This window comes from Kibdelosporangium aridum (assembly GCF_900176515.1).
GTDB classification, from domain to species: Bacteria; Actinomycetota; Actinomycetes; order Mycobacteriales; family Pseudonocardiaceae; genus Kibdelosporangium; species Kibdelosporangium aridum.
The window spans coordinates 150030-170590 of the sequence record NZ_FWXV01000011.1 but is presented as its reverse complement, the minus strand read 5'-3'; the positions used below and the strand labels follow the sequence as shown (position 1 = coordinate 170590).

Genomic DNA, 20561 nt, shown 5'->3' with positions numbered 1-20561 from the left:
AGCGATGAAACGACGAAGGGGCACCGCCCTGCTGGCCGCGGTCGCGGCCACGGTGTCCATGTTCTCGATGTTGTCGGCGCCTGCGAGCGCGGCGGACCAGTGGAACCCGCCCGCGAACCTCGTCCGGCCGATCGACGAGGTCTGGCGGCACGTCGAGACCACGTACCCGAACCTGTACGGGTTCCGGAACTACGGCTGGGACCAGATCATGGCCAACCGTGGGTACATCAACTACTGCGTGCGGTGGGACTCCAGCCAGCCGGTGTCCGCGGCCCTGCGCGACCGGATCCACGCCGGACTGGCCCGGCAGTTCAAGAAGTGGATGGACGTCCAGCTGGAGAACGGCCAAGGCTACAACAACTGGCCGTACCGCGAGATCCCGCTGAAAGTCGTCGGCTGGGCCGTGCGCAACCGCGGTACTCTGCAGTGGACGGACAGTTCCGTCGACATCTACGTGGGCAACATCAACGAGAACGCACCGCAGTGTGCTCCCGAATGTGGCCGGTTCTTCAACCAGAACGGCAGTTACCCGCGCTGCCCTGGCGGAGTCGCGCGGCACTATGACATGTCGTTGTGGCTGACCGCCGGTTTGGGCGGTGGTTTCGGTGGCGACTGGGGTCAGCGGATCGGCAGCGAGTACTACGTCAACTCGCTCAACAACGACAACATCCACATCTTGTTGCACGAGATCGGTCATTCGTTCGGTCTTGACGACTTCTACGACTGGACGCCGACAGGTGTCTGCTGCTTCCTGATGAAGGCGGGCAGCGCCGCGCAGATCACCGAGTTCGACAAGTGGATGTTCCGCGACTTCTGGCGGCATCTGAAGAGCCGGTACGGGTATTAGGACGACAGGGGCGGTGAGTCACTCACCGCCCTTCGCCGGCTACCGCTCGATCAAGGGCGCGAACACCGTCCGCCAGTTACCCTGCAGGTTCTCCCCGAGCGACACGAAATAGCGGGACACCACCAGTTCCGCGTCCGGACCAGTCAGTTCCATGCAGCGGTCGACGGACTCCCAGTCCTCGTCCGGATCGAGTTCAAGGCGCTTCAAGGCGGCGACGACCTCGTCGTCCTCGAACAAGTCGGTATTCCACGAACTTGCCGCGCCCAGCAGGTAGCGCAGGTGATACGTCGTCCGCCCGGACCGCAGGTCGTCGGTGGAGAAGTCACGGTCGTCCGGTTCGGTCAGGTCGGAATTGTCCACCGCGTCGGTGACGAGTTCCGACCAGTAGGCCTCATCATGGGTGCCGTCGCGCTGCGCCATGTACTTCGCGGCGTACGCCGCCATCTTCGCCTGGTCCTCGAGCAGAGGGGAGAGGACCAGGTCGCTGCTGTAGTCGAACCCGAAGAAGTACCGGGTGCCGTCCAGCGTGATCGATTCGATCCCGCCGGCCCAGCCGACCCGGTCGGGGTCCAATGGTGCCAAGTTCACCGCGCTATTTTCCGCAACGCCTCAGCGCAGCACCACTGTGGTCAGCGAACGGGGAGCGAGGTGCGCGGAGAGTGTCCGGCCTCGTACCCGGACAGTGTCGGTCGCCGATACGGAACGCGTGGTGTCCGTGACGTAAGCGGCCGGACGGCCCGGCACGTCGAGGGTGAAATCGGTGCTGACGGTCGTGGCCGCGGTGTTGAGGATCGTCACCACCCGGCTGCCGTCAACGTTGCGGTACGCCGAAACTTTCAGCGCGGCATCGCCTGACCGCGCCTGCACACGCACTGCGTCCGGCCGGATGAACCGGCTGTAGGAAGCCAAGGCCCACAACCGTTTGGAAATCCGGTAGCTGTCGGTGCCGTCACCGAGCTGGATCAAGCCACGGGTTGCGCCGAGCGACGCACCGAACCAGAACACGTAGCCGTTCGCCTGCCCGGCGGTCAGCGTGTCGTGGATGTTCTGCGCCACCGCGAAACCGTCGTACCCGCTGTTGTCGTCCCAAGCCTCGTTCCAGGTGGTGCCGTTCGGCGACCACTCGGACATCCAGGTCCGCTTGCTGGTCGGCAACGGTCCGGTGACCGGGTTGCGGTACGGGTGGCCAGTGTGTGTCGCAACCTCCGCACGTGCCACCGGATCGGCCTCGATCGCCGTGGTGTACTCGATTTGCTGGCTCCAGCCCGCCGCGTCACAGCAGGCGACCTTGATCGGCATACCTGAGCGCCGGACACGAGGGCCGAACACCTTGGTGAACTCGGCTGCCTGCGCTGGGGTGAACCGCATGGAGGCGTACGACGTTGTCAGGTCGGGTTCGTTGGTGAACCCAAGGTCGGTGATGGCAACGCCTTCCTTGGCGTAGAACCGGGCGTACTGCACCAGATAGTCCGCATACGCCTGCCGCCAGTCGCCACTGGCGCAGTTCGTGCCCTGCAGGCCGCAGAGTGTTCCGCCGTTCGCGTCGTCGCCGTTGTCCTTCATGTAGCCGGGCGCGCTCCAAGCATCGGCGTAGAACCGAGTCACGCCGTATGCCTTGGCCTGCTTGGCCAACCACACCTGCCCGCCGTCATCGCCGTCCCACACGTACTTCGGCGGCGCGGTGGGGCCGCCGGGGTCCACCGGCTGGATGGAGCGCATGTGGTCGTAGACGTTGTCGGCGGACGAACCGATGCCCAGCCGCAGAATGCTCAGTCCCGCTCCGGTGCGCCGGTTGAGCAAGAGGTCGAGCACTTCCCGTTGGTTGCCCTGTGACAGGCCACGTATTCGGTCCGCGCGCTGAAATGCCTGTGAGAAGCCGAACCCGTCGATGGGCTGGAGGCTGTGACGGAAGGTGATGCTGCCCGCGGCACGCGGCTCAGCCTGTGCCGCGGGCACCGCCAGAACTGACAGGGCGAGTCCGGCGACGATGAGTGCGGGGATGCGACTCATCGGCAACTCGATTCGTTCAGGGCGAACGACGTCGGCGGGGAATTCGCGCCCGGGTGGGACGCGAGGAAGCCGAACGTCGCCGACTTGCCTGGCTCGATCTTCGCGTTCCAGTTCGCGGCTGCCGCTGAGACAGCCTGGTCGCTCTGCCGCACCGTGGCGTTCCAGCTGTTGGAGACCTGCTGGCTGTTGGCGAACGTCCAACGCAAGTTCCAGCCGTCGATCACCGTGGTGCCGTTGTTGGTGACCGTCACCGACGCGGTGAACCCGGTACCCCACTGCGACTCCACCCGGTAGGACACCGAACAGTCCACCTTGCGCGCGAAACCGACTTGGTGCAGTTGTCCCGGCAGGTCGTTGACCAGATAGATCTCACCGTCGGCGGACGTGCCGAAACTGGTCGGCTGGATGGGGAACTCACCGATCTTCGCCTGGGCGTACGTGCCGTCGGCGTTCTTGCGCAGTGCCCACGCGGGGTTGCTGCAGTAGTCGGAGGCCACGTACGTGCCCGCGGCCAGGTCCGCGTACCGCGAGCCGCGGTAGACGACCCCGCCGATGACCGAGCACCCTTCGACCGAGGTCTGGTAGCTGAACACCGGATCGGTGTACGTGGCTCCAGGCGTGCATCGGGCAGGGTCGAAGACCTGCGGACCTTCCCGGCAGGACCATCCCAGGTTCGCGCCACCCGCGGTCAAGTGGTCGATCTCCTCGAACGCGCCCTGCCCCACGTCACCGATCCACAGTGATCCGTCGGCCGGATCGAGCGAGAACTTCCACGGGTTACGCAGACCGTACGTCCAGATCTCCGCCCGCGCGCCTGCGACGCCGGCGAACGGATTGCCCGGCGGGACGCAGTACGGCAGCGGAGCGCAGGCTCGGCTGACGTCCAGCCGGAGGATCTTGCCCAGCAACGTGTCCAGGCGCTGGCCGCTGCGGAACGGATCGCCCGCGTCGCCGCCGTCGCCGATTCCCCAGTAGAGGTAGCCGTCCTTGCCGAACGCGATGTGGCCACCGTTGTGGTTGGAGTACGTGGCGTGCTCCTGGTTCAACAACTCCTCGACCTGGCCATCGGTCAGCCGGTATCGCGCCAGGGTGACTGCGTTGTCCGGAACCCGGGTGTACGCCAGGTACACCGTCTGGTCGTGGGCAAAGCCTGGCGACGCGGCGATGCCGAGCAGGCCACGCTCGTTGCCGGTCTGGCTGACGCGGTCCTGGATGCTCAGGATCGGGTCGGCCGCAAGGCCGGTCGTCGGGTGGTAGGCGCGGACCGTGCCTGCCTTCTCAGTGATGAACAGGCGGCCACTGCCGTCGTCCGGCGCGACGATCGCCGTGGGTCTGCGCAGCCCAGAGGCCACTTGCGTGGTGGTGACCGAGATTTCGGCCAGGCCCGCAACCGCCGCTGGCCGCGGCTGGGCTGCCGCTGGAGTGCTGACCAGGCTGGCCAGCACTCCTGCCGCGGCGGCCATACCCAGATGGTGTCGCCACATGTCCACTCCGACGGTGCAGGGAATCTGGGAGCGCTCCCAGAGTGGACCGTCCGGCTCCTCTTGTCAATCAGCCCTTCAGCGCGCCCGAGCTGAAGCCGCGGACGTAGTGCCGTTGCAGCAGCATGAAAAGGATCATGCATGGGATCGCCGAGACCACGATCCCTGCTTGCAGAGCGCCGTAGTCGATGGCCCCGAAGTTGCCGGAACGCATCGCCGCGAGAGCTGTGGGCAACGTGAACTTGTCGCCGTCGGACAGAAAGATCAGCGGCGCGATGAACTCGTTCCACGAGGCCAAGAACGCGAACAGGCCGACCGTCACCATGCCGGGCACCACGGCGGGAAGCAGCACCGACCACAGCACACGCAGCGGCCCGCAGCCGTCGACCAACGCGGCCTCGTCAAGTTCTCGTGGCACGGCCTCGAATGAATTGCGCATCATGAACAACGCGAACGGAAGCTGGAACATCACCAGCACGATCGCCAGCCCCGGCAAGGAGTTCTGCAGCCCCAGCGAGCCGAGGAGGACGTACAGCGGGATCAGGATCGTCGGGTACGGCACCATCATGATCGCCAACGTAGCGAGGAACAACACGGTCCGGCCGGGAAAACGGAACCGAGCCAAGGCGTATCCCGCCAGCACCGACACGAACAACGTCCCCGCCACGGTCATCACAGCGACAGCCGCACTGTTGACCAGATACGTTCCCAATCCGGCGCCGTAGTCGAACAGTCGTTGGTAGTTCTCGCCGCCCACACCGCCGGAACCCCCTGTCGCCCGTGGTCCGGTCACCGACGACCACGCCGTCCACACCAGGGGGAACACGAACAGGATCGCCAGCGCGAGGCCGGTGGTCAGATGTGCCGCGTGCCGGATCCGGATCACCAGGCGCATCTCATTCCCCGCCCTTGCGCACAATGGACAGTTGGAGCACGTTCCCGGCGATCAGCGCCACCAGGACGACCACGGACATGGCCGCCGCGACGCCGAGGTCCAGCAGCCGGAACGCCTGCCGGTACAACACCATCACGACAGTGACCGTCGAGTTGTCCGGTCCGCCGCCGGTCAGCAGGTAGAACTGCTCGAACGCGAGCAGCGAACCGGTGACCGACAGCACGAGGAGCAGAGCGATGGTGGGGCGCATCAACGGCAACGTGATCGAGCGCATCATCCGCCACCACCCGGCACCGTCGATCCGCGCCGCCTCGTAGACGTCGACCGGGATGGCCTGCAGACCTGTCATCAGGATCAGCATCTGGAACCCGGCGAACCGCCACGTCACCATCGCCACGGTCGACCACAGTGCGCTGTCCGGCGTGTCCAGCCATTGCACCGGCTGGTCCACCACGCCCAGCCAGATCAGCACATCGCTCAGCGGGCCCACATCGTTGCTGTACAACGCGAACCACAACAAGCTCGCGGCTGCCAGACCGACAGCCGCGGGCAGGAAGTACGCCGTGCGCATCAGCCCCACACCCGGCCGGGAGTGCTGCACCAGCAACGCCATTCCGAAAGCGATCACGAACAGCACGACCGTGGTGATCACGGTGTACTTCACCGTGAACCAGATCGCGGACGTGAACAGCTCGTCGTCCGCGATCGCGGTGTAGTTGTCCGTGCCGGTGAAAGTGGGCTCACCGAGCAGCGGCCACTCGTTCAGCGACATCCACACGGCCAGGCCGAGCGGGATCAGGAAGAAGACGCCGACGACGAACGCCGCGGGCAGCGACAGCACCCAGCCGACACCGGCGTCCCGCCGGAGCACACGCACTTGTCAGGACTTACCAGACAGCAACGCGGTGACCTTCGGATTGTTGTCCCGCAAGGCACTGGTCAGATCCGGGCCGAAGAGCGCCCCTCGGATCATCGCCAACCACGGTCCTTGCGGGTCGTTGAACGTGGCCCCGAAGTTGACCGCCTTGGGAGTCCGTCCCTTCTTCACGACGTCGTTGAACACGGCGACCCGCTTGTCGGCGGGCGCCCGGTCGGTGAGATCGGTACGGGCCAACACGTCACCCCGGGCCGCCAGGACGTCCAACTGCGCTTGGTCCGACAGCGTCCACGAGACGAAATCCCACGCCGCCGCGGTCTTCTTGGTCGTGGACGACACGCCGAGCACATCGCCGCCGACGAACGTGGACTCGGTGCCGTTCAGGCCCCGGATCGGCGCGATACCGATCTCGAGGTCCGGTCCCTCGTTCATCAACCGCAGCATGGTCGAACCCATCGGGCCGACGCCGATCTTCCCGGTGGCGAACGTGGAGACCCACGTGTTGCCGTTCTCCTGGCGGACACCCTGCGGCACAACGCCATCGGTCGCCATCTTGCGGTACACCTCGAAAACCGCCTTGGCCTGCGGGCCGTCCAGCAACGCCTTCGTGCCGTCTTCGGACAGCACTTCTCCGCCGTCGGCCCAGATCGACGGCCACATCGTGAACAACGCGCACCCCGGGCAGTTCCCACCGAAATACGAACCGCTCACGCCGTCGCCGAGTTGCTGGATCTTGGCCGCATGCTGTGCCATCTCGGTCAAGGTCGCCGGTGGCTGCTCCGGATCGAGCCCGGCCTTGCGGTAGAGGACCTTGTTGTAGAACACCGCGGAGACGTCCAGCGTGTGCGGAACCGCGTACGTCTTCCCAGAGTCGGTAGTGGCGTCCACATGCGACTTGGCGAGCGCACCCGCGAACGGCAACGCTTTCACGCTGTCGGAGATGTCCTGGAAGAAGCCCTGTTTGATGAAGTTCGGCGCGTAGACGACGTCGGCGCCGAGCAGGTCCGGCAGGTTGCGCCCGCCTGCCGCGGTCGAGACCTGTTGCAAGTAGCTGTCGTTGGGCACCACCGTGAGCTCGACCTGGTTGCGCCCGAGCTTGTTGTACGCCTCGACGAAGGACCGGGTCTGCGCCTCGGTCGCCGCCCTCGTCCAGATCGAGAGCGTCTGACCGGTCGCGCCACCACCTTCCGCCGAACCGCCGCCACATGCCACAGTGGACGTTCCTAGGCCGAAGACTGCCAGTGCGGCCAAGCACCGTTGCCATCCGGTCCGCACGGCTCCTCCTTTCATTGTGGTGGATGTTCTGGTACGAAGACCCGCATCGTGCTGGGCCCTCGGTTGCCCCACAGGTGGTACGGCACGAAAACAGCCGTACTGGACAGCTCCTGCGGCGTGATCGCGTTGCCGTACGGCCAGGATCGGTCGGGCAGACGTGACCATCGGGCAGGTGCTGTCAGGGTGAGCCCGCCCGACGGTTCGGGCGGCTGGGTCGTCAGTACGGCCAAGGTGGCAAGGTCCGCGTTCGACTGATCCACCGACTCGAGGCAGTAGACCAACGGGCCGCGTTCCGCCGCGACACAGCCGCGGACGGCGTCGATGCGGGGGTCTGGCCACGTCCACCGCGCGGTCATCGGCAAGTCCAGCACAATCTGGTCCCCGGCTTGCCATTTCCGGCGTACCTTCGCGTATCCGGGCCGCACTGTCTGCTGGGAGTCCCCGGTACGGATCGTGGCGTTCGCCGCCCAGGAAGGTATCCGGACCGAAAGCGTCCACTCACGACTGACAGTGCGCAGGACGTGCACGGTCACCTTGCCGTCATGGGGGTAGTCGGTCTGGACGTGCAGATCGGCCACATCGGTCTGGATCTGCGCGGCCATGAACTGGTGCAGTTGCACGCCTTCGACATCGGTCGTGGCGACGTAACCGCCGAGGCTCGCCAGCGTGCGTGCGATGTTGGTCGGACAGCAGGAGACCTCGTACCACGGTGCGCGCATTCCGGCCGCGGCGCGCGGGCTTTCCGCGTCCGTGACAGGGAGGTCCGGCAGCCGTCGCTGGTGCAGTGTGTTGCGGTAGAAGAACGACGTACCCTGCTCGTCCGGCGAGACCGCGACAGCGTTGAACAGGGTGCGCTCGATCAGATCGGCGAAGCGGGCCTCGCCGGTGGCGAGCAACAACCGCCAAGACAACATCACCGAGGCGATGGCGGCGCATGTTTCCGCGTAGGCCCGATCCGGGGCCAGTTCGAACGCCTCTCCGAAGGCTTCATCCTGATGGCGTGACCCCATGCCGCCGGTGATGTACGTCCGGCTGGCAAGCGTTTGCTCCCACTGCCGTACGACCGCCCCGAGCAGTTCGTCGTCGCCGGTTTCCACGGCTACGTCGACCGCGCCGCAGGCCAGGTACAGCGCTCGGACCACGTGTCCGTGCAGGACATCGGCCTGTTTGACAGGCACGTCGTCCTGGAAGTACTGACGGCCGAACTCGATGTCGGCCAGCGTCCGCGTCCCTCGCCGGTCGATGAACAGCTTGGCCTGCTCCAGGTACCGGCGTTCGCCGGTCGCCCGGTGGAGCTCGACCAGTGCCATCTCGATCTCCGGGTGCCCGCACACGCGCTCTCGTCCGTCCGGTCCGAACTCGGCACAGACGTGATCGGCCGCGCGGATGGTCACAGCGGTGAGATCGTCTTCGCCGGCCGTGCGCAACCTCGCCACCCCGGCCTGCATCAGGTGGCCATAGCAGTACAGCTCGTGGCCCCACTCGAGGTCGCTGTAGCGCGCGGCTTCGAACTTGGTGTTGAGATACCCGTCGGGATGCTGTGCCGCGGCCAGGAGCTCACCGAAGTCGAGCACCTCTTTGTCGAGCCGTTCGTTGCCGCTGCGGCCGACCTCCCATGCCATGGCTTCTGCCACCTTGTACACGTCGGCATCGGAGAACTCACGGCCACGTCGTGCCGCCGGGAGCGTGCCGTCGACCGCAGCGGTGAAGTTCGCCAGCCAGCCGGCTCGGCGCATCCAGGTCAGGCAGTGCCCGATCGTCCGGTCCGCGTTGCGTTCCTGTCGCTTGCCCCAGAAGCCCCCGGTCAGCCGGACGTCGTCGATCGCGATCGGTCGAAGGGCGCCCGTTGTGGGAAGAACCGGACAGGCCATCGGCTGCGGCACGGGACGTCCCCCTCGGTCGAAAGAAACCGAAAACGTTTTCGAAACGCTAGGCGGCGGCGGGTGCACTGTCAAGAGCGGCTGATGTCGTATCCTTGGCCGAAGGCTGAAATCGGGTCGTGGAAAGGTTTCGATGGGCAGACGGGGTAGTGGAACGCCGACGCTCACCGACGTGGCCGCGCTGGCCGGCGTGTCGCCCGCGACCGCGTCGAAAGCGCTCAACGGCCGTGACGAGGTCGCCCCGGCGACCCGGGCGAAGGTGCTCGAGGCGGCCGAGAAGCTCGCCTTCCGGCCCAACGCGCTGGCCAGGAGCCTGGTGTCCGGCAACACCAGCACCATCGGCCTGCTGACCAGCGACAGCGGTGGGCGGTTCAGCATCCCGGTGCTCCTAGGTGCCGAGAACGCGTTGGGCGACAACCAGATCTCGGTACTGCTCGCGGATGCCCGTGGCGACGCGATCCGGGAACGGCACTACGTCCGCACCCTGCTTGCCCAGCAGGTGGCCGGCTTGATCGTGGTGGGGGAGAGCAGCAACCGCCGTCCGTCGATCGGCCGGGACGTGCCGGTTCCGGTGGTCTACGCGTACGCCGAGTCGACCGACCCGCAGGACTTGTCCTTCCTGCCGGACGACCGTGGTGGCGCGAAGATGGCGCTGGAGCACCTCTACTCGCTCGGCCGCCGCAAGATCGCCCACATCACCGGGCCGGTCGACTACCGCGCCACCGTCGAGCGCGTCAACGGCCTCAACGAGTTTCTCGACGATGTCGGTTTGCCGCTGGCTGGGCGGGAAGTCCGCTACGGCGAGTGGTCCCAGCGCTGGGGCAGGCACGCGGCCGAGTTCGTGCTGAACGACGACCCGGACGTGGACGCGATCTTCTGTGGCAGCGACCAGGTGGCCGCCGGTGTCACCGAGACGTTGGCGGCGCGGGGAGTGCGGGTGCCCGACGACATCGCCTTGGTCGGCTTCGACAACTGGGAGATCTTCTCGACCGAGACCAGCCCGCCGCTGACCACAGTGGACATGAATCTGCAGCGGCTCGGTGCGATCGCCTCCCAGCACCTGTTCGCGGCCATCGGCGGTGAGCAGGCCACCGGCATACGGCACTTGCCTTGTCGCTTGGTCATCCGGGACTCCTCCGGCGGCCGGTGAGGCGCCGACCCTGCTGACCATCGCGCATTCCTTTCAGGACAAGGGATCACTGCCGACGTCGGCATCGTCCACATCGGTGCTTGTTGGTTGCTGGCTGTGTACAAGCGAGTCGTATTCGTTGTAGCGTGGTGGACGGGCGCCCCTCTTTCCCTTTCTGCTTGGAAGAAATGAGGGCTCGATGATGTGTCCTGTTTCGGCAAAGCGATCGCGGTGGACCACGTGGCTGATGGCCGTGTGCATGGCAGCCGCGCTGATCACCCTGGTTCCCGTCGGGCAAGCCCGTGCCGCGGCCACATTCACAAATCCGTTGGACCGCAACGGGCCAGACCCATGGCTCCACTACTACAACGGTTATTACTACCTTGCCGCAACCACATGGAACTCGACGATCACGATGCGCAAATCGCGCACGCTGGGCGGGCTGGCGACCGCGCCGGAGACGGTCATCTTCAACCTGACCCGGCCCAACGGCGCCGGGACGATGTGGGCGCCGGAGTTCCACCTGCTCGACGGGCCGAACGGCAAACGTTGGTACTTCTACTACACGGCCGGCCGGATACCGTTCAACCTTGGCAGTCAACGTATCCACGTGCTGGAGAGCGCCGGGACCGATCCGATGGGACCGTACAACTTCAAGGCGGACATGCTGGATCCCCAGCAGGACAACACATGGGAGCTCGACCCGAGCATCCTTCAGCTCAACGGCAAGCTCTACCTGCTCGGCACCTTCTACAACGGATCCCAGCCCAACTTCATCCGCCCGCTGTCCAACCCCTGGACGGCAAGCGGTACGAGGCGCATCCTGTCCAGCCCGACCTACAGCTGGGAGACCGTGGGCGGTGCGGTCAACGAAGGTGCCGAGGTCCTGCAGCGCAACGGCAAGACCTTCATCGTCTTCTCCGCGAGTCACTGTTCCACTCCCGACTACAAGCTGGGAATCCTGACCTACAACGGGGGTGATCCGCTGCAGCAGTCCTCGTGGGTCAAATCCAGTCAGCCGATCTTCCAGCGCAGCAACGCCAACGGGGTGTTCGGCCCTGGGCACAACGGGTTCTTCAAGTCGCCCGACGGTACGGAGGACTGGATCGTCTACCACGCCAACAGTTCCGCCAGTGGTGGCTGTGACATGAACCGTTCCACCCGCGCCCAGAAGATCACCTGGAACGCCGACGGGACACCGAACTTCGGCGTCCCAGTGGCGCTGGGAACGAGGCTGGCCGTGCCATCCGGTGAACCCGCTTCGTAGTGCACCGTCCGCCGCTGGCGGGTGATCCACCTACCAGCGGCGGTATCCATGTCAGGCCCGGGTGCGCTGCCACTGTTGGTTGGTGCCGGTGCCGCAGGTCATCTGCACAGCGAGCGCGCCGTCGGTGGCTGCTGCGTTCTGGATGGTGAGGCATTTGCCGCTATGCCGGGCGATCAGCTGAAGATCACCGTTGCCGGTGTCCTGAAGCCGCCACTGTTGGTTCGCGTCGGTGTGGCACGTCCACTGGGTGATCCGGACACCGTCGGCGGTGGCGCCGGTGCCGCCGTACACGTCCAGGCATTTACCGCTGTTGACGTTGACGACGTTGTAGTACCCGTCTCCGGCATCGCGGAAGTCCCACCGTTGGTTGTTCTGCCCATTGGCCGCCCACTGGACCACATCCGCGCCGTCGTCGGTGGAGAGGTTGAAGACGTCCAGAAGTTTGGCGCTGTGCCGAGCAGTGAGGGTGTACGCGGCGGCAGTGCTCTGTGGTGAGAGCCGGTACAATCCAGCGCCGTGTGCCGGGAGTGACCTGGTGAGCGTTCCGTTGACGGTGCCGATGTTGGCTCCAGACCACAGGTCCGTCACGGTGGCTGAGCCGATACCGAGGGCGGTGAGGTTGAGCGAGACATTGCCCGCCGCACCATCGCGGTTGAACAACGCGACGTACTTGTCGTTGCTGCCCGGTATGTCGGCCGCCCATGCCTGGCGGGTGCCGTCGACGATCTGGCGGTTGTTGGTGCTGTTCTGATCAACGGCCATCACCGCGGCATTGGTCATCAGCGCCAGGTCGGACGGACGGTTCTCCACGAGGTTGCCGCCCCACATCAGTGGCGAACGGTTGATCGTCCACAGTGTCATGAGGGTGCGTTGCTCGTCCGGAGTGAGGTTCGAATAGCGCGGCGCGCCAACTGGCCCAAACTTCGACAACCGTCCTATGGGGATCATGTCCGGGTCGGGATATGCGCCCTTCGCGCGGTACGGCGTCCAGTTCCGAAGTTGGTCGAACAGCGTGTTCACGCCGGGCCAGTCGTCCCACAGATCGTTGACGATGCGCCACATGTGGGCATTGTTCTGCACGTGCGTTCCGGCCGAGAGTGGCGTGGGGCCGGGGGAGAGGCTGAGCACCATCGGCCGTCCACTGCGCTGGATGGCCAGCCGGTAACCCTCGACCTCGGCTTGCCGGTATGTCGGGGCGGCGATGTCGTCGACCTTGACGTAGTCCACGCCCCAACTGGCCAGCAGCTGGAACATCGAGTCGAGGTACGCCTGGGCACAGGGTTGGCTCATGTTCAAGCCCCACATGAGGTTGAGCCAGGCCGCGGTGGTGTCGTTGTTGATCTGGCTGGCACGGCAGTTGGTGCCGAGGATCGGCACGTTGTCGGCCACGGCCTGGCGGGGGATCCCGCGCATCAGGTGTACGCCGAACTTGAGACCTTGCGCGTGAACGTAGTCAGCCAGCGGTTTGAAGCCGTTGGTGCCCGCCGCTGACGGAAAACGTGTTGTGTCAGGCAGCAAGCGGCCGTTGGCGTCCATCCTCAGCCGAGGGTTGAGGTTGCTGTCCTGATTGGGACTGTTGTTGTGCCTGCCTGGGTAGTACCACGCCCAGTCGATGACGATGTACTGCCAGCCGTGCTGCCGCAGGTTGGTCCTCATGTAGTCGGCGTTCGCCTTGACGTCCGCTTCGGTGACGCTCCAGTTGAACGCGTCGTAGCTGTTCCACCCCATCGGCGGGGTGTCGGCCGTTCCGTTGTCCCATGCGCTGGCCACAGTCGGTTGGCTGACGGCGACAACCGCCGAGATCGCCAAAGTTGCCACCGCAGTCGCCGAACGCCGTCGGAAACGCTTCATCTCGATCTCCGGTCGGGTCAGTTGGTGATGCGGAATGTGGCGTCGGCGCGGCCCGTCGCGTCCGTGATGGGATCAAGCCGGAGCACGTAGTTCAGGTGTCTGACGTACCGATCTGGGAAGTTGTAGGACTGGAAGGACGTCCACGAGGAGTCGGCGAGGCCGGGGACTTGGCGGAAGGTGGCATCCGCCCGGAACGCCGCCGATCCGTCGTCGGGCGCGAGCACGAAGTCGTACCCGTAGTGCCGCAGGTAGTACCCGGGATAGTTGACCGAGTGGAACGACACGTGGCCCGAGTTGTCCGCCAGTCCGGGAACCAGCCGGAACTGGGCGTCCTGGAGCGGACTGACGTTGGGATCGATCCGGACGTCCAGGTTCACGTGCCGGACGTACCGATCCTGGAAGTTGTAGGACTGGATCCGGTTGACCGGAGCGGAGTTGCCCCACCGGCCGAGGACACGGCTCTCCTCCGCGGCCGTCAGGTTGAGAATGGAGCCGTGGCGCTTGCGGTCGGCGCCCATGCTGTAGTCCGAGCGGGTACGGAAGTTGCGGGTACTGCCGAGGTTCGTCGACGTGATCGGCATGTATCCGCGACCGGTGGCGAACTGGTCGAGCCAGAGGTTCCACTCGTTGCGGCCGTTGAACTGGGCCCACATCGGACCTTCCACGACGGTGCCACCGGTCGCACCGTTGGAGATGCCCATGTGCGAGAGGTTCCCGATGGACGTCCAGGAACCCAGGATCGAGTTACTGCCCTCGATCGTGATGTGTCCGTCAGCCGAAGCACGGTAGTAACGGAACCCGCCGACGCTACCGGGCACCTCGATGATCTGCGTGTCGATGATCCCTTGGGTGCCAGGGCGTTCGATGTACACGGCCGGTGTGGTGGTACTACGGAAGTCGCGGGTGCGTGCGGCGTAGATACGGTGCTTGTACGCGCCGTTGACCGGGGTGTTCGTCGCCCAGTACAGGACATAGTCGCCTGTCGCGGAGTCGTAGATGGCCTCCGGTGCCCACGCGTTGCCTGCGCCTGAGATCGCGCCCGCGACGTTGAGCAGCCATGGGGCCGACCAGTTCACCAGGTCCCGCGATTCCCACACGACCAGCGATTTGCTCCCTCGTTTGGCGGCGTCGTCCCACGAGATCCCACTCGCCATACGCAGGTCGGTCGCGACGATCCAGTAACGGTCACCGGCGGGGGAGCGGACGATCGCCGGATCGCGAACGCCTCTGGTGCCCACAGTGGACAGCATGACCGGCGCGGAGGTGTTCAGATCGTTCCAGCGTAAGCCGTCCTTGCTGTGTGCGAGGTAGATCTGTTCACCGTTGGCCGACTCACCGGTGAAGTGGACCATCAGATATCCGGTGAACGGGTCGGCAGCCGCGGACTGCGATGCTGTCGCCGACCATGCGGTGAACGAGAGAACGATGACGGCGAGCAACGCGGTCACCCGGGATAGCGCTCTGGACATCTACGGCTTCTCCTCATTGACAAGCACGTGATTGATCACTGCAGGGGAATGTTAGCGCTAACATTTTGTTCTGTTAGATAGTAGACCCGATACCCGCGCGACATCAACGCTTCCTGCTCGCCGAGGCGCGCCCTAGCGTTCGCAACATGCCGTACGAGGGCATGATTGTTAGCGATAACAAGTGTGGTTGGCCGCGCTGGTCCTGAGGGCGACCATGCTGACCGGAGTGGTCAGCGGCCCTTGGGCAGGTGCGCATGCCCGACGAGTCGGTGTTCTATCCCCAGCGTGACAACACGCAGCGGGCGGCCGCCGCGGCGGTCACCGTGCTGAGCGGGTTCCAGCCCGAGACGGTGATCTCGGGCCTGCTCACAACGGGTTGACCGATTTCAACTTCGCGCCGCTGTTCCCCGGTGTTCCTGACCCGAACCCGCCTCTGGCGGGCAATCGGTTGTGCTCGTCGATGGCGCCTCGGCTCAGGTCGAGAAGGCGTTCCTCGCGCGGCCGGAGACCGCTGAACTGATCGCGGGAAGTCGTCCGATGATCGACGGTCTGTGGCGGTCCGGCGTAGCCCATGGTTGGGCCGGAGTTGCCAACGACGCGGCCGTCACTGACTCAACGATGTCCTCCATGGACGGTTGCCACGTTCGGCAAGCTTCCCGAATCGCCGGGGCCGGGAAAAGGACACACTCTAAGGTCGGACGAGTGACTTCTGAGGCCTTTCCTGGAACCACCGGCCCGATCCGTGCCATCGCGGTCACCGCGGACGGTTCCCGCATCATCTCTGGCGGCGAGGACGGCGTCGTTCGCGTGTGGGATCTGGTCAGCGGTGCTGGCCTGGCCGTGCTCACCGGTCACAAGCGGCCAGTGCAGGCGATCGCGGTGTTGCCCGGCGGCGACCTCATGACCTGCGACGGGGACGAGACCTGGCGGTGGGATCTGGGCAAGGACACCAGTGAGTCCGCGCCCTGCCGGTGGAGCTTGGCGGCCACGGTGATCGCGCCGGACGGACCTCTTGTCGTGGGCGGGTGGCTGAACCACGTGGGTGTCTGGACTGTGGCTGGCGGCGAGATGCTCGCGCGGCGGACCGCGGACAACGCGTTGGTCCAATCGGTTGCGGCGACAGGGGATGCGTCCGTCGTGGCGTTCGGCGACGACAAGGGCTTGGTGCGGCTCTGGCGGCGCGGGGACGACTCCATCAAGGTTTTTGGCGGTGGGGCAGCGGTCAGCCGTGTCGCGCTGGCCGCCGACGGCACCCAGGTCCTCGTCGCTGACCAGGCAGGCGGGGTCCGGCTCTGGAGTGAGCAAGGCAAGGTGCTCACGGAGTTCGCCGAACCGGCCGAGGTGAGTGCGATCGCGTTCGGCGCTGATGGCTGGTCGGTGGTGTCCGGCAGGCAGGACGGCGTCATCGTGGTGCGGGACGTTGTCCGTGGCGGTACGACGACCCTCGTCGGGCACACCGACCGAGTGCACGCGGTCGCCGCTGTGCCGGACGGCAGGTTCCTGGTCAGTGGTGGGGCGGATGGCACGATCCGGGTGTGGGACCACCATGCCGGCGTCGAAGTGCTCAGCAGCGGTGCGCCATGGCGGATGCCGCCCCGGCGGGTCGGGCTGACCAGCGACCAGGAAACCGGCGAGGATCTGCTGGGGTTCTACGACGACGTCGACACCATGGCCGCGATGATCGCCGACCGGGCCACCGAACCGCCGCTCTGCGTGGCGCTGTTGGGCCAGTGGGGGTCGGGCAAGTCGAGCTTCATGCGCCAAGTCCAGGACCGCGTCGACAAACTGGCTGAGATCTCCCGGCGCGACCGGGACCGCAACATGTTCGCCGCCAACGTGCGTCAGATCCGGTTCAACGCCTGGCACTACAACGACGACCACCTCTGGGTCGGGATGGTCGACCACCTGTTCCGCAACCTGGCCGCGCCGGAGGCCCAGCCGAAGGTCGAGGATGTCCGTGCGGAACGGGAGAACCTGCGTTCCCGCCTGACGGCCATTCAGGCTTTGAAACAGCGGTCGCGCGGGTGGTTGCTGCTGTTCGGTGCCACGCCGCGTGAAACGCGTCGCCGCTGGTTGGCGTTCATCCTCGCCGTGCTCGCGATTGTCGTTGTGGTGCTGGGCTTTACGGTGTGGCGCAACGTGATCGTAATAGTCGGTGCCGCGTTGACCGCCCTGTTCGCGGCGGCCGCGCCGTTCACCAGACTGGCGGCGCCGTATCGCAATTCCCTGGACGTGGTACGACGTGAGCTGGACAAACACCAGGTCAGCCTGGACACGGCGGAACGGGAGACCACCGAGCGGCTACACCGGCTCGACGCGGCCGAAAGGCTCGCCGCGCTGATCGAGGAAGCCCGCACCGGCCGGTACGACGAGTACCGCGGTCTGCTCGGCCGCGTACACGACGACCTGCAACGGTTGAGCACCGACATGGAGGACGCCAAGCGCCAGTGGGAGGCGACGGACGGCAAGGAGCCGTGTCCGCTGGAACGGATCGTGCTCTACATCGACGACCTCGACCGTTGCTCGCCTGCCAAGGTCGTGGACGTCCTCGCCGCGGTGCACCTGCTGTTGGCGTTGCGGCTGTTCGTGGTGGTCGTCGCGGTGGATCCCCGTTGGCTGCAGCAATGCCTTCGCCAGCACCACAGCGAACTGTTCGAGCGCGGTGAAGCGCGCCCGCCGGACTACCTGGACAAGATCTTCCAGGTGGTCTTCGCCTTGCGCCCCTTGGGTTCGGCGGCTGGGGAACTGGTCAGCTCACTGATGCCGTACGTGGATCCGGTGCGGGCGCCGGAGTCCGGCCTGGCGAATGCCGAACCTCCGGGCGCACCGGCTGTGTCGTCTGTGTCGTCTGTGTCGCCGGGGATCCGCAAGCACATGACGTTCACCGACCTGCAGCCCGACCGGCTGCGGATCACCAAGGCCGAACGCGACTTCGTACACCTGCTACAACCCAAACTCAAGACACCCCGGACCGTGAAGAAGCTGGTCAACCTGTACCGCCTGGTGCGCATCGGAATCCCGGACGCGGAGCTGGAGGCGTTCGTGGCCGGGCCGTACCAGGCCGTGCTGATCCTGCTCACCCTGCTGGTCGCCGATCCTGAAGAGGCGCGGTCGGTTTTCACGCGCCTGGCAACGGCGAAAGACCTGGCTGAGGCGCTTCCGCCGAACTGGCTGACGATGCCGGAAGATCAAGTGCACACGGATGTCGCGACGTATCGCACCTGGACAGGGACGATCGCCCGGTTCAGTTTCGAGACCTACGACCTTGTCGAACCGCTGAAAGTTTCAGGGTGACACAGTGATCCACACGGTCATGAGTTAACTTTGCGGGATGGGGAGGTTGCCGAGCCGGCCGCGAATGGTGCTGGCGCTGGTATGTGGTGCGGTGATGGGTGCGATCGTGCTGGTCGCGGTGATGATCCTGGTTCCGGCTACCGAACGGGCCACCAACTGCGTGACCCTGGTGACCAGTTCGTCCACCGAGAAAGGCGATCTGATCAAGGAACTGGCCGATCGCTACAACGCCGCCGGCCGGACCTTCGGTGGCCGTTGCGCGCGGATCGAGTCCTACAAGAAGACCTCGGGCGCCACCCTCGATCTGCTGGCCGCCGGTAAGTGGGCGGACACCGAGGAGGGCCAGCCCGAGCCGCAGGTGTGGATGCCGAGTTCGGCGCTGTGGCTGGGACTGCTCGAACAGCGTGGCAAGGCGGGGCAGATCGGCGCGGGGCAGGGCACGTCGCTGACGGTCAGCCCGATGGTGATCGCCATGCCGAAAGTGATGGCCGAGGCGTTGGGCTGGCCGCACAAGGACATCGGCTGGGGCGACCTGAACCTCAACAGCCGCGGCGGCTGGGCCGCGACCGGGAAACAGAACGAGCACTGGGGCCGGTTCACCCTCGGCAAGGACAACCCACTGCGGTCGACGTCCGGTCTTGCCTCGACCATCGCGACGTATCACGCCGCCACGAAAGGCGATTACAACAACATCGACACGGCGGACGCGGTCGCGTTCGTGCGCGGAGTCGAAGCCTCGGTCGCGTACTACATCGACGATTCCGTGCGGTTCCTGAAGACGCTGTACGAGGAAGATCAGAAAACCGACACGCCGTACATCAGTGCGATGGCGATGCAGGAACAAATGGCGTTCCTGTACAACCACGGCGCGCCTACCGGAGATCCCAAGCAGCTCAGCAGCAACCCGGTCAACCTCAAACGTCCGCTGGTGTCCATCCAGCCCAAAGAGGGCACGCTGGTCATGGAGCACCCGTTCTACACGCTCGCGTCGGCCACTGCGGACCAGAAGGACGCCGCGCAGGACTTCTACGACTTCATGCTTGAGCGGCCGCAGCAGGACCGGTTCCAGGAACTCGGTTTCCGGGACCGGTCCGGAACTGCCAATGGCAGGGTGCTGGCAGGTGCCAACGCGAAGAACAGCGGGGTGCCCAACCGGATCGCGGTGCCCTCCGCGGCCGACCAGGACAGGATGCTCAAGGCCTGGGAGTACACCCAGCGGCGAGGACGGATTCTGCTGGTGCTCGACACGTCCGGCTCGATGGGTGACCCCTTCGACAAGAACAGGAAGGATCCGCCGTTCGCGTCCAAGCGGATCGAGCTGCTCAAACCCGCGGTCCAGAAACAACTGGCCCTGCTGCACGACGACGACATGGTCGGCCTGTGGACGTTCGCCACGGACGGTTACACCGAAAAGGTCCCGATCGGCCGGGCAGGGGACGTCCGCGGCACGATCAGTTCGACTGTCGCGGACCTCAATCCGTCAGGGGAGACCGCGCTGTACAAGACTGTGCTGGACGCCAACAAGAAGATGCAGGACGAGTTCGACTCTTACCGGATCAACGCGATCGTCCTGTTGTCCGACGGCGAGGACACCGATGGCAGCGTCACCAAGGAGGCGATGCTGCAACAGATCGACGCGTCCAGATTGGACAACACGGTCCGGATCTTCACCATCGCCTACAGCGCGGACGCTGACAAGGGCGTGCTGGCCGAGATCGCCGACAAGTCCAAGGCACGCAGCTATGACGCCAGCAACCCGGTGAACGTCGACAGGATGTTCGTGTATGCCTTCAGCAACTTCTGACCGGTTATGGTTCCGGCTCGGGGCGGTGATCCTGCCGATCGCTTTCGGCGTGGCCACGTTCTTCGCCGCGGGCCGGTATGCCTGGCTACTGGGTGTGGGGGCGGCGGTGGCGGTGGCCGCGGTCATCTGGGCCATGTACTGGTTCCTGGGACGACCAGCGGAACCGCCAACGCCGCGGTTGGTGAAGACCACCTCGGATCAGGACCGGTGGATGAAGGTCTGGACGGAGGTGAACGAGAGCGAACTGCCCGAAGCCAAGACACTGGAACCGATTCTCAACGACTACATCGCTGTCATCACCGCGGCGGCGCACAAGCTCGGCGATGACGATGACGATGTCATCCAGTTGCGCAACGACCTTGAGATGCTGGTCAAGGTCCTCCACCAGAACCCCGCCAACCTCCAGTCCGCGATCCAGAACCTGAAGACACTCGTCACCGAGGTACGTGCCCGGTTGTGAACTCGGCGCGCGTGAACTGGGC

The 20561-nt window shown here is 65.5% G+C and carries 16 protein-coding genes; 7 read left to right on the top strand and 9 right to left on the bottom strand.

Going from position 1 to position 20561, the window contains the following annotated elements; translation table 11 throughout:
- The first annotated feature begins 4 nt into the window (after window positions 1–4).
- Window positions 5–847: a hypothetical protein gene (locus B9C43_RS56115; protein ID WP_033383622.1), complete on the top strand. Its 843-nt coding sequence runs from the start codon at window positions 5–7 to the stop codon at window positions 845–847.
- 39 nt (window positions 848–886) lie between these two features.
- Here B9C43_RS56115 and B9C43_RS43630 read toward each other — a convergent pair whose 3' ends face one another.
- The 7 genes from B9C43_RS43630 to B9C43_RS43600 form a co-directional block, all read right to left on the bottom strand.
- Window positions 887–1435 carry a hypothetical protein gene (locus B9C43_RS43630; protein WP_084433267.1) on the bottom strand — a complete coding sequence of 183 codons (549 nt, stop codon included), beginning with the start codon at window positions 1433–1435 and terminating at the stop codon, window positions 887–889.
- Window positions 1436–1456: 21 nt separating this feature from the next.
- Window positions 1457–2857 carry a glycoside hydrolase family 30 protein gene (locus B9C43_RS43625; RefSeq protein ID WP_084433266.1) on the bottom strand — a complete coding sequence of 467 codons (1401 nt, stop codon included), beginning with the start codon at window positions 2855–2857 and terminating at the stop codon, window positions 1457–1459.
- On the bottom strand, window positions 2854–4320 hold the full coding sequence (locus B9C43_RS43620) for a PQQ-dependent sugar dehydrogenase (RefSeq protein WP_235039197.1): 1467 nt from the start codon (window positions 4318–4320) through the stop codon (window positions 2854–2856). The genes B9C43_RS43625 and B9C43_RS43620 overlap by 4 nt, the downstream gene beginning before the upstream one ends.
- An 88-nt stretch (window positions 4321–4408) precedes the next feature.
- Window positions 4409–5233: a carbohydrate ABC transporter permease gene (locus tag B9C43_RS43615; RefSeq protein ID WP_143447014.1), complete on the bottom strand. Its 825-nt coding sequence runs from the start codon at window positions 5231–5233 to the stop codon at window positions 4409–4411.
- A gap of 1 nt (window position 5234) precedes the next feature.
- A complete protein-coding gene (locus B9C43_RS43610) occupies window positions 5235–6110 on the bottom strand; it encodes a carbohydrate ABC transporter permease (protein WP_235039196.1) in 876 nt (291 codons plus the stop codon).
- Window positions 6111–6113: 3 nt separating this feature from the next.
- Window positions 6114–7385: an ABC transporter substrate-binding protein gene (locus B9C43_RS43605; protein WP_200825962.1), complete on the bottom strand. Its 1272-nt coding sequence runs from the start codon at window positions 7383–7385 to the stop codon at window positions 6114–6116.
- A gap of 11 nt (window positions 7386–7396) precedes the next feature.
- Window positions 7397–9268, bottom strand: coding sequence for a glycoside hydrolase family 127 protein (locus B9C43_RS43600; RefSeq protein WP_235039195.1), 1872 nt, complete (start codon window positions 9266–9268; stop codon window positions 7397–7399).
- Between the two features lie 130 nt (window positions 9269–9398).
- Between B9C43_RS43600 and B9C43_RS43595 the strand changes: the two genes are divergently transcribed.
- The gene (locus tag B9C43_RS43595; protein ID WP_084433263.1) at window positions 9399–10415 is read left to right on the top strand and encodes a LacI family DNA-binding transcriptional regulator; all 1017 of its coding nucleotides are present in this window, start codon (window positions 9399–9401) and stop codon (window positions 10413–10415) included.
- A 238-nt stretch (window positions 10416–10653) separates the two neighbouring features.
- Window positions 10654–11661 (top strand): glycoside hydrolase family 43 protein, encoded by a 1008-nt coding sequence (locus tag B9C43_RS43590; protein ID WP_235039194.1) that lies wholly within the window; start codon window positions 10654–10656, stop codon window positions 11659–11661.
- A 51-nt stretch (window positions 11662–11712) separates the two neighbouring features.
- On the opposite strand, the gene B9C43_RS43585 is transcribed toward B9C43_RS43590, so the two are convergent.
- Window positions 11713–13512, bottom strand: coding sequence for an alpha-galactosidase (locus B9C43_RS43585; RefSeq protein ID WP_160097122.1), 1800 nt, complete (start codon window positions 13510–13512; stop codon window positions 11713–11715).
- Between the two features lie 17 nt (window positions 13513–13529).
- Window positions 13530–14981 carry a glycoside hydrolase family 43 protein gene (locus B9C43_RS43580; protein WP_084433262.1) on the bottom strand — a complete coding sequence of 484 codons (1452 nt, stop codon included), beginning with the start codon at window positions 14979–14981 and terminating at the stop codon, window positions 13530–13532.
- 254 nt (window positions 14982–15235) lie between these two features.
- On the opposite strand from B9C43_RS43580, the gene B9C43_RS59760 reads away from it, so the two are divergent.
- The 4 genes from B9C43_RS59760 to B9C43_RS43560 all read left to right on the top strand — a co-directional run bounded on the left by B9C43_RS59760 (window position 15236) and on the right by B9C43_RS43560 (window position 20539).
- On the top strand, window positions 15236–15361 hold the full coding sequence (locus B9C43_RS59760) for a hypothetical protein (RefSeq protein WP_268811616.1): 126 nt from the start codon (window positions 15236–15238) through the stop codon (window positions 15359–15361).
- Window positions 15362–15683: 322 nt separating this feature from the next.
- A complete protein-coding gene (locus tag B9C43_RS43570) occupies window positions 15684–18275 on the top strand; it encodes a P-loop NTPase fold protein (RefSeq protein ID WP_084433260.1) in 2592 nt (863 codons plus the stop codon).
- A gap of 37 nt (window positions 18276–18312) precedes the next feature.
- Window positions 18313–20079, top strand: coding sequence for a vWA domain-containing protein (locus B9C43_RS43565; RefSeq protein ID WP_235039193.1), 1767 nt, complete (start codon window positions 18313–18315; stop codon window positions 20077–20079).
- Window positions 20060–20539 carry a hypothetical protein gene (locus tag B9C43_RS43560; protein WP_143447013.1) on the top strand — a complete coding sequence of 160 codons (480 nt, stop codon included), beginning with the start codon at window positions 20060–20062 and terminating at the stop codon, window positions 20537–20539. Before B9C43_RS43565 ends, B9C43_RS43560 begins: the two co-directional genes overlap by 20 nt.
- Window positions 20540–20561 lie beyond the last annotated feature (22 nt).

Bases quoted from the DNA above. Each gene is read 5' to 3' on its own strand.
- B9C43_RS43615 (WP_143447014.1), bottom strand. From the start codon at position 5,233: ATGCGCCTGGTGATCCGGATCCGGCACGCGGCACATCTGACCACCGGC.
- B9C43_RS59760 (WP_268811616.1), top strand. From the start codon at position 15,236: ATGCCCGACGAGTCGGTGTTCTATCCCCAGCGTGACAACACGCAGCGG.
- B9C43_RS56115 (WP_033383622.1), top strand. From the start codon at position 5: ATGAAACGACGAAGGGGCACCGCCCTGCTGGCCGCGGTCGCGGCCACG.
- B9C43_RS43565 (WP_235039193.1), top strand. From the start codon at position 18,313: ATGGGGAGGTTGCCGAGCCGGCCGCGAATGGTGCTGGCGCTGGTATGT.
- B9C43_RS43625 (WP_084433266.1), bottom strand. From the start codon at position 2,857: ATGAGTCGCATCCCCGCACTCATCGTCGCCGGACTCGCCCTGTCAGTT.
- B9C43_RS43580 (WP_084433262.1), bottom strand. From the start codon at position 14,981: ATGTCCAGAGCGCTATCCCGGGTGACCGCGTTGCTCGCCGTCATCGTT.
- B9C43_RS43620 (WP_235039197.1), bottom strand. From the start codon at position 4,320: ATGGCCGCCGCGGCAGGAGTGCTGGCCAGCCTGGTCAGCACTCCAGCG.
- B9C43_RS43595 (WP_084433263.1), top strand. From the start codon at position 9,399: ATGGGCAGACGGGGTAGTGGAACGCCGACGCTCACCGACGTGGCCGCG.
- B9C43_RS43560 (WP_143447013.1), top strand. From the start codon at position 20,060: ATGCCTTCAGCAACTTCTGACCGGTTATGGTTCCGGCTCGGGGCGGTG.
- B9C43_RS43585 (WP_160097122.1), bottom strand. From the start codon at position 13,512: ATGAAGCGTTTCCGACGGCGTTCGGCGACTGCGGTGGCAACTTTGGCG.
- B9C43_RS43590 (WP_235039194.1), top strand. From the start codon at position 10,654: ATGGCAGCCGCGCTGATCACCCTGGTTCCCGTCGGGCAAGCCCGTGCC.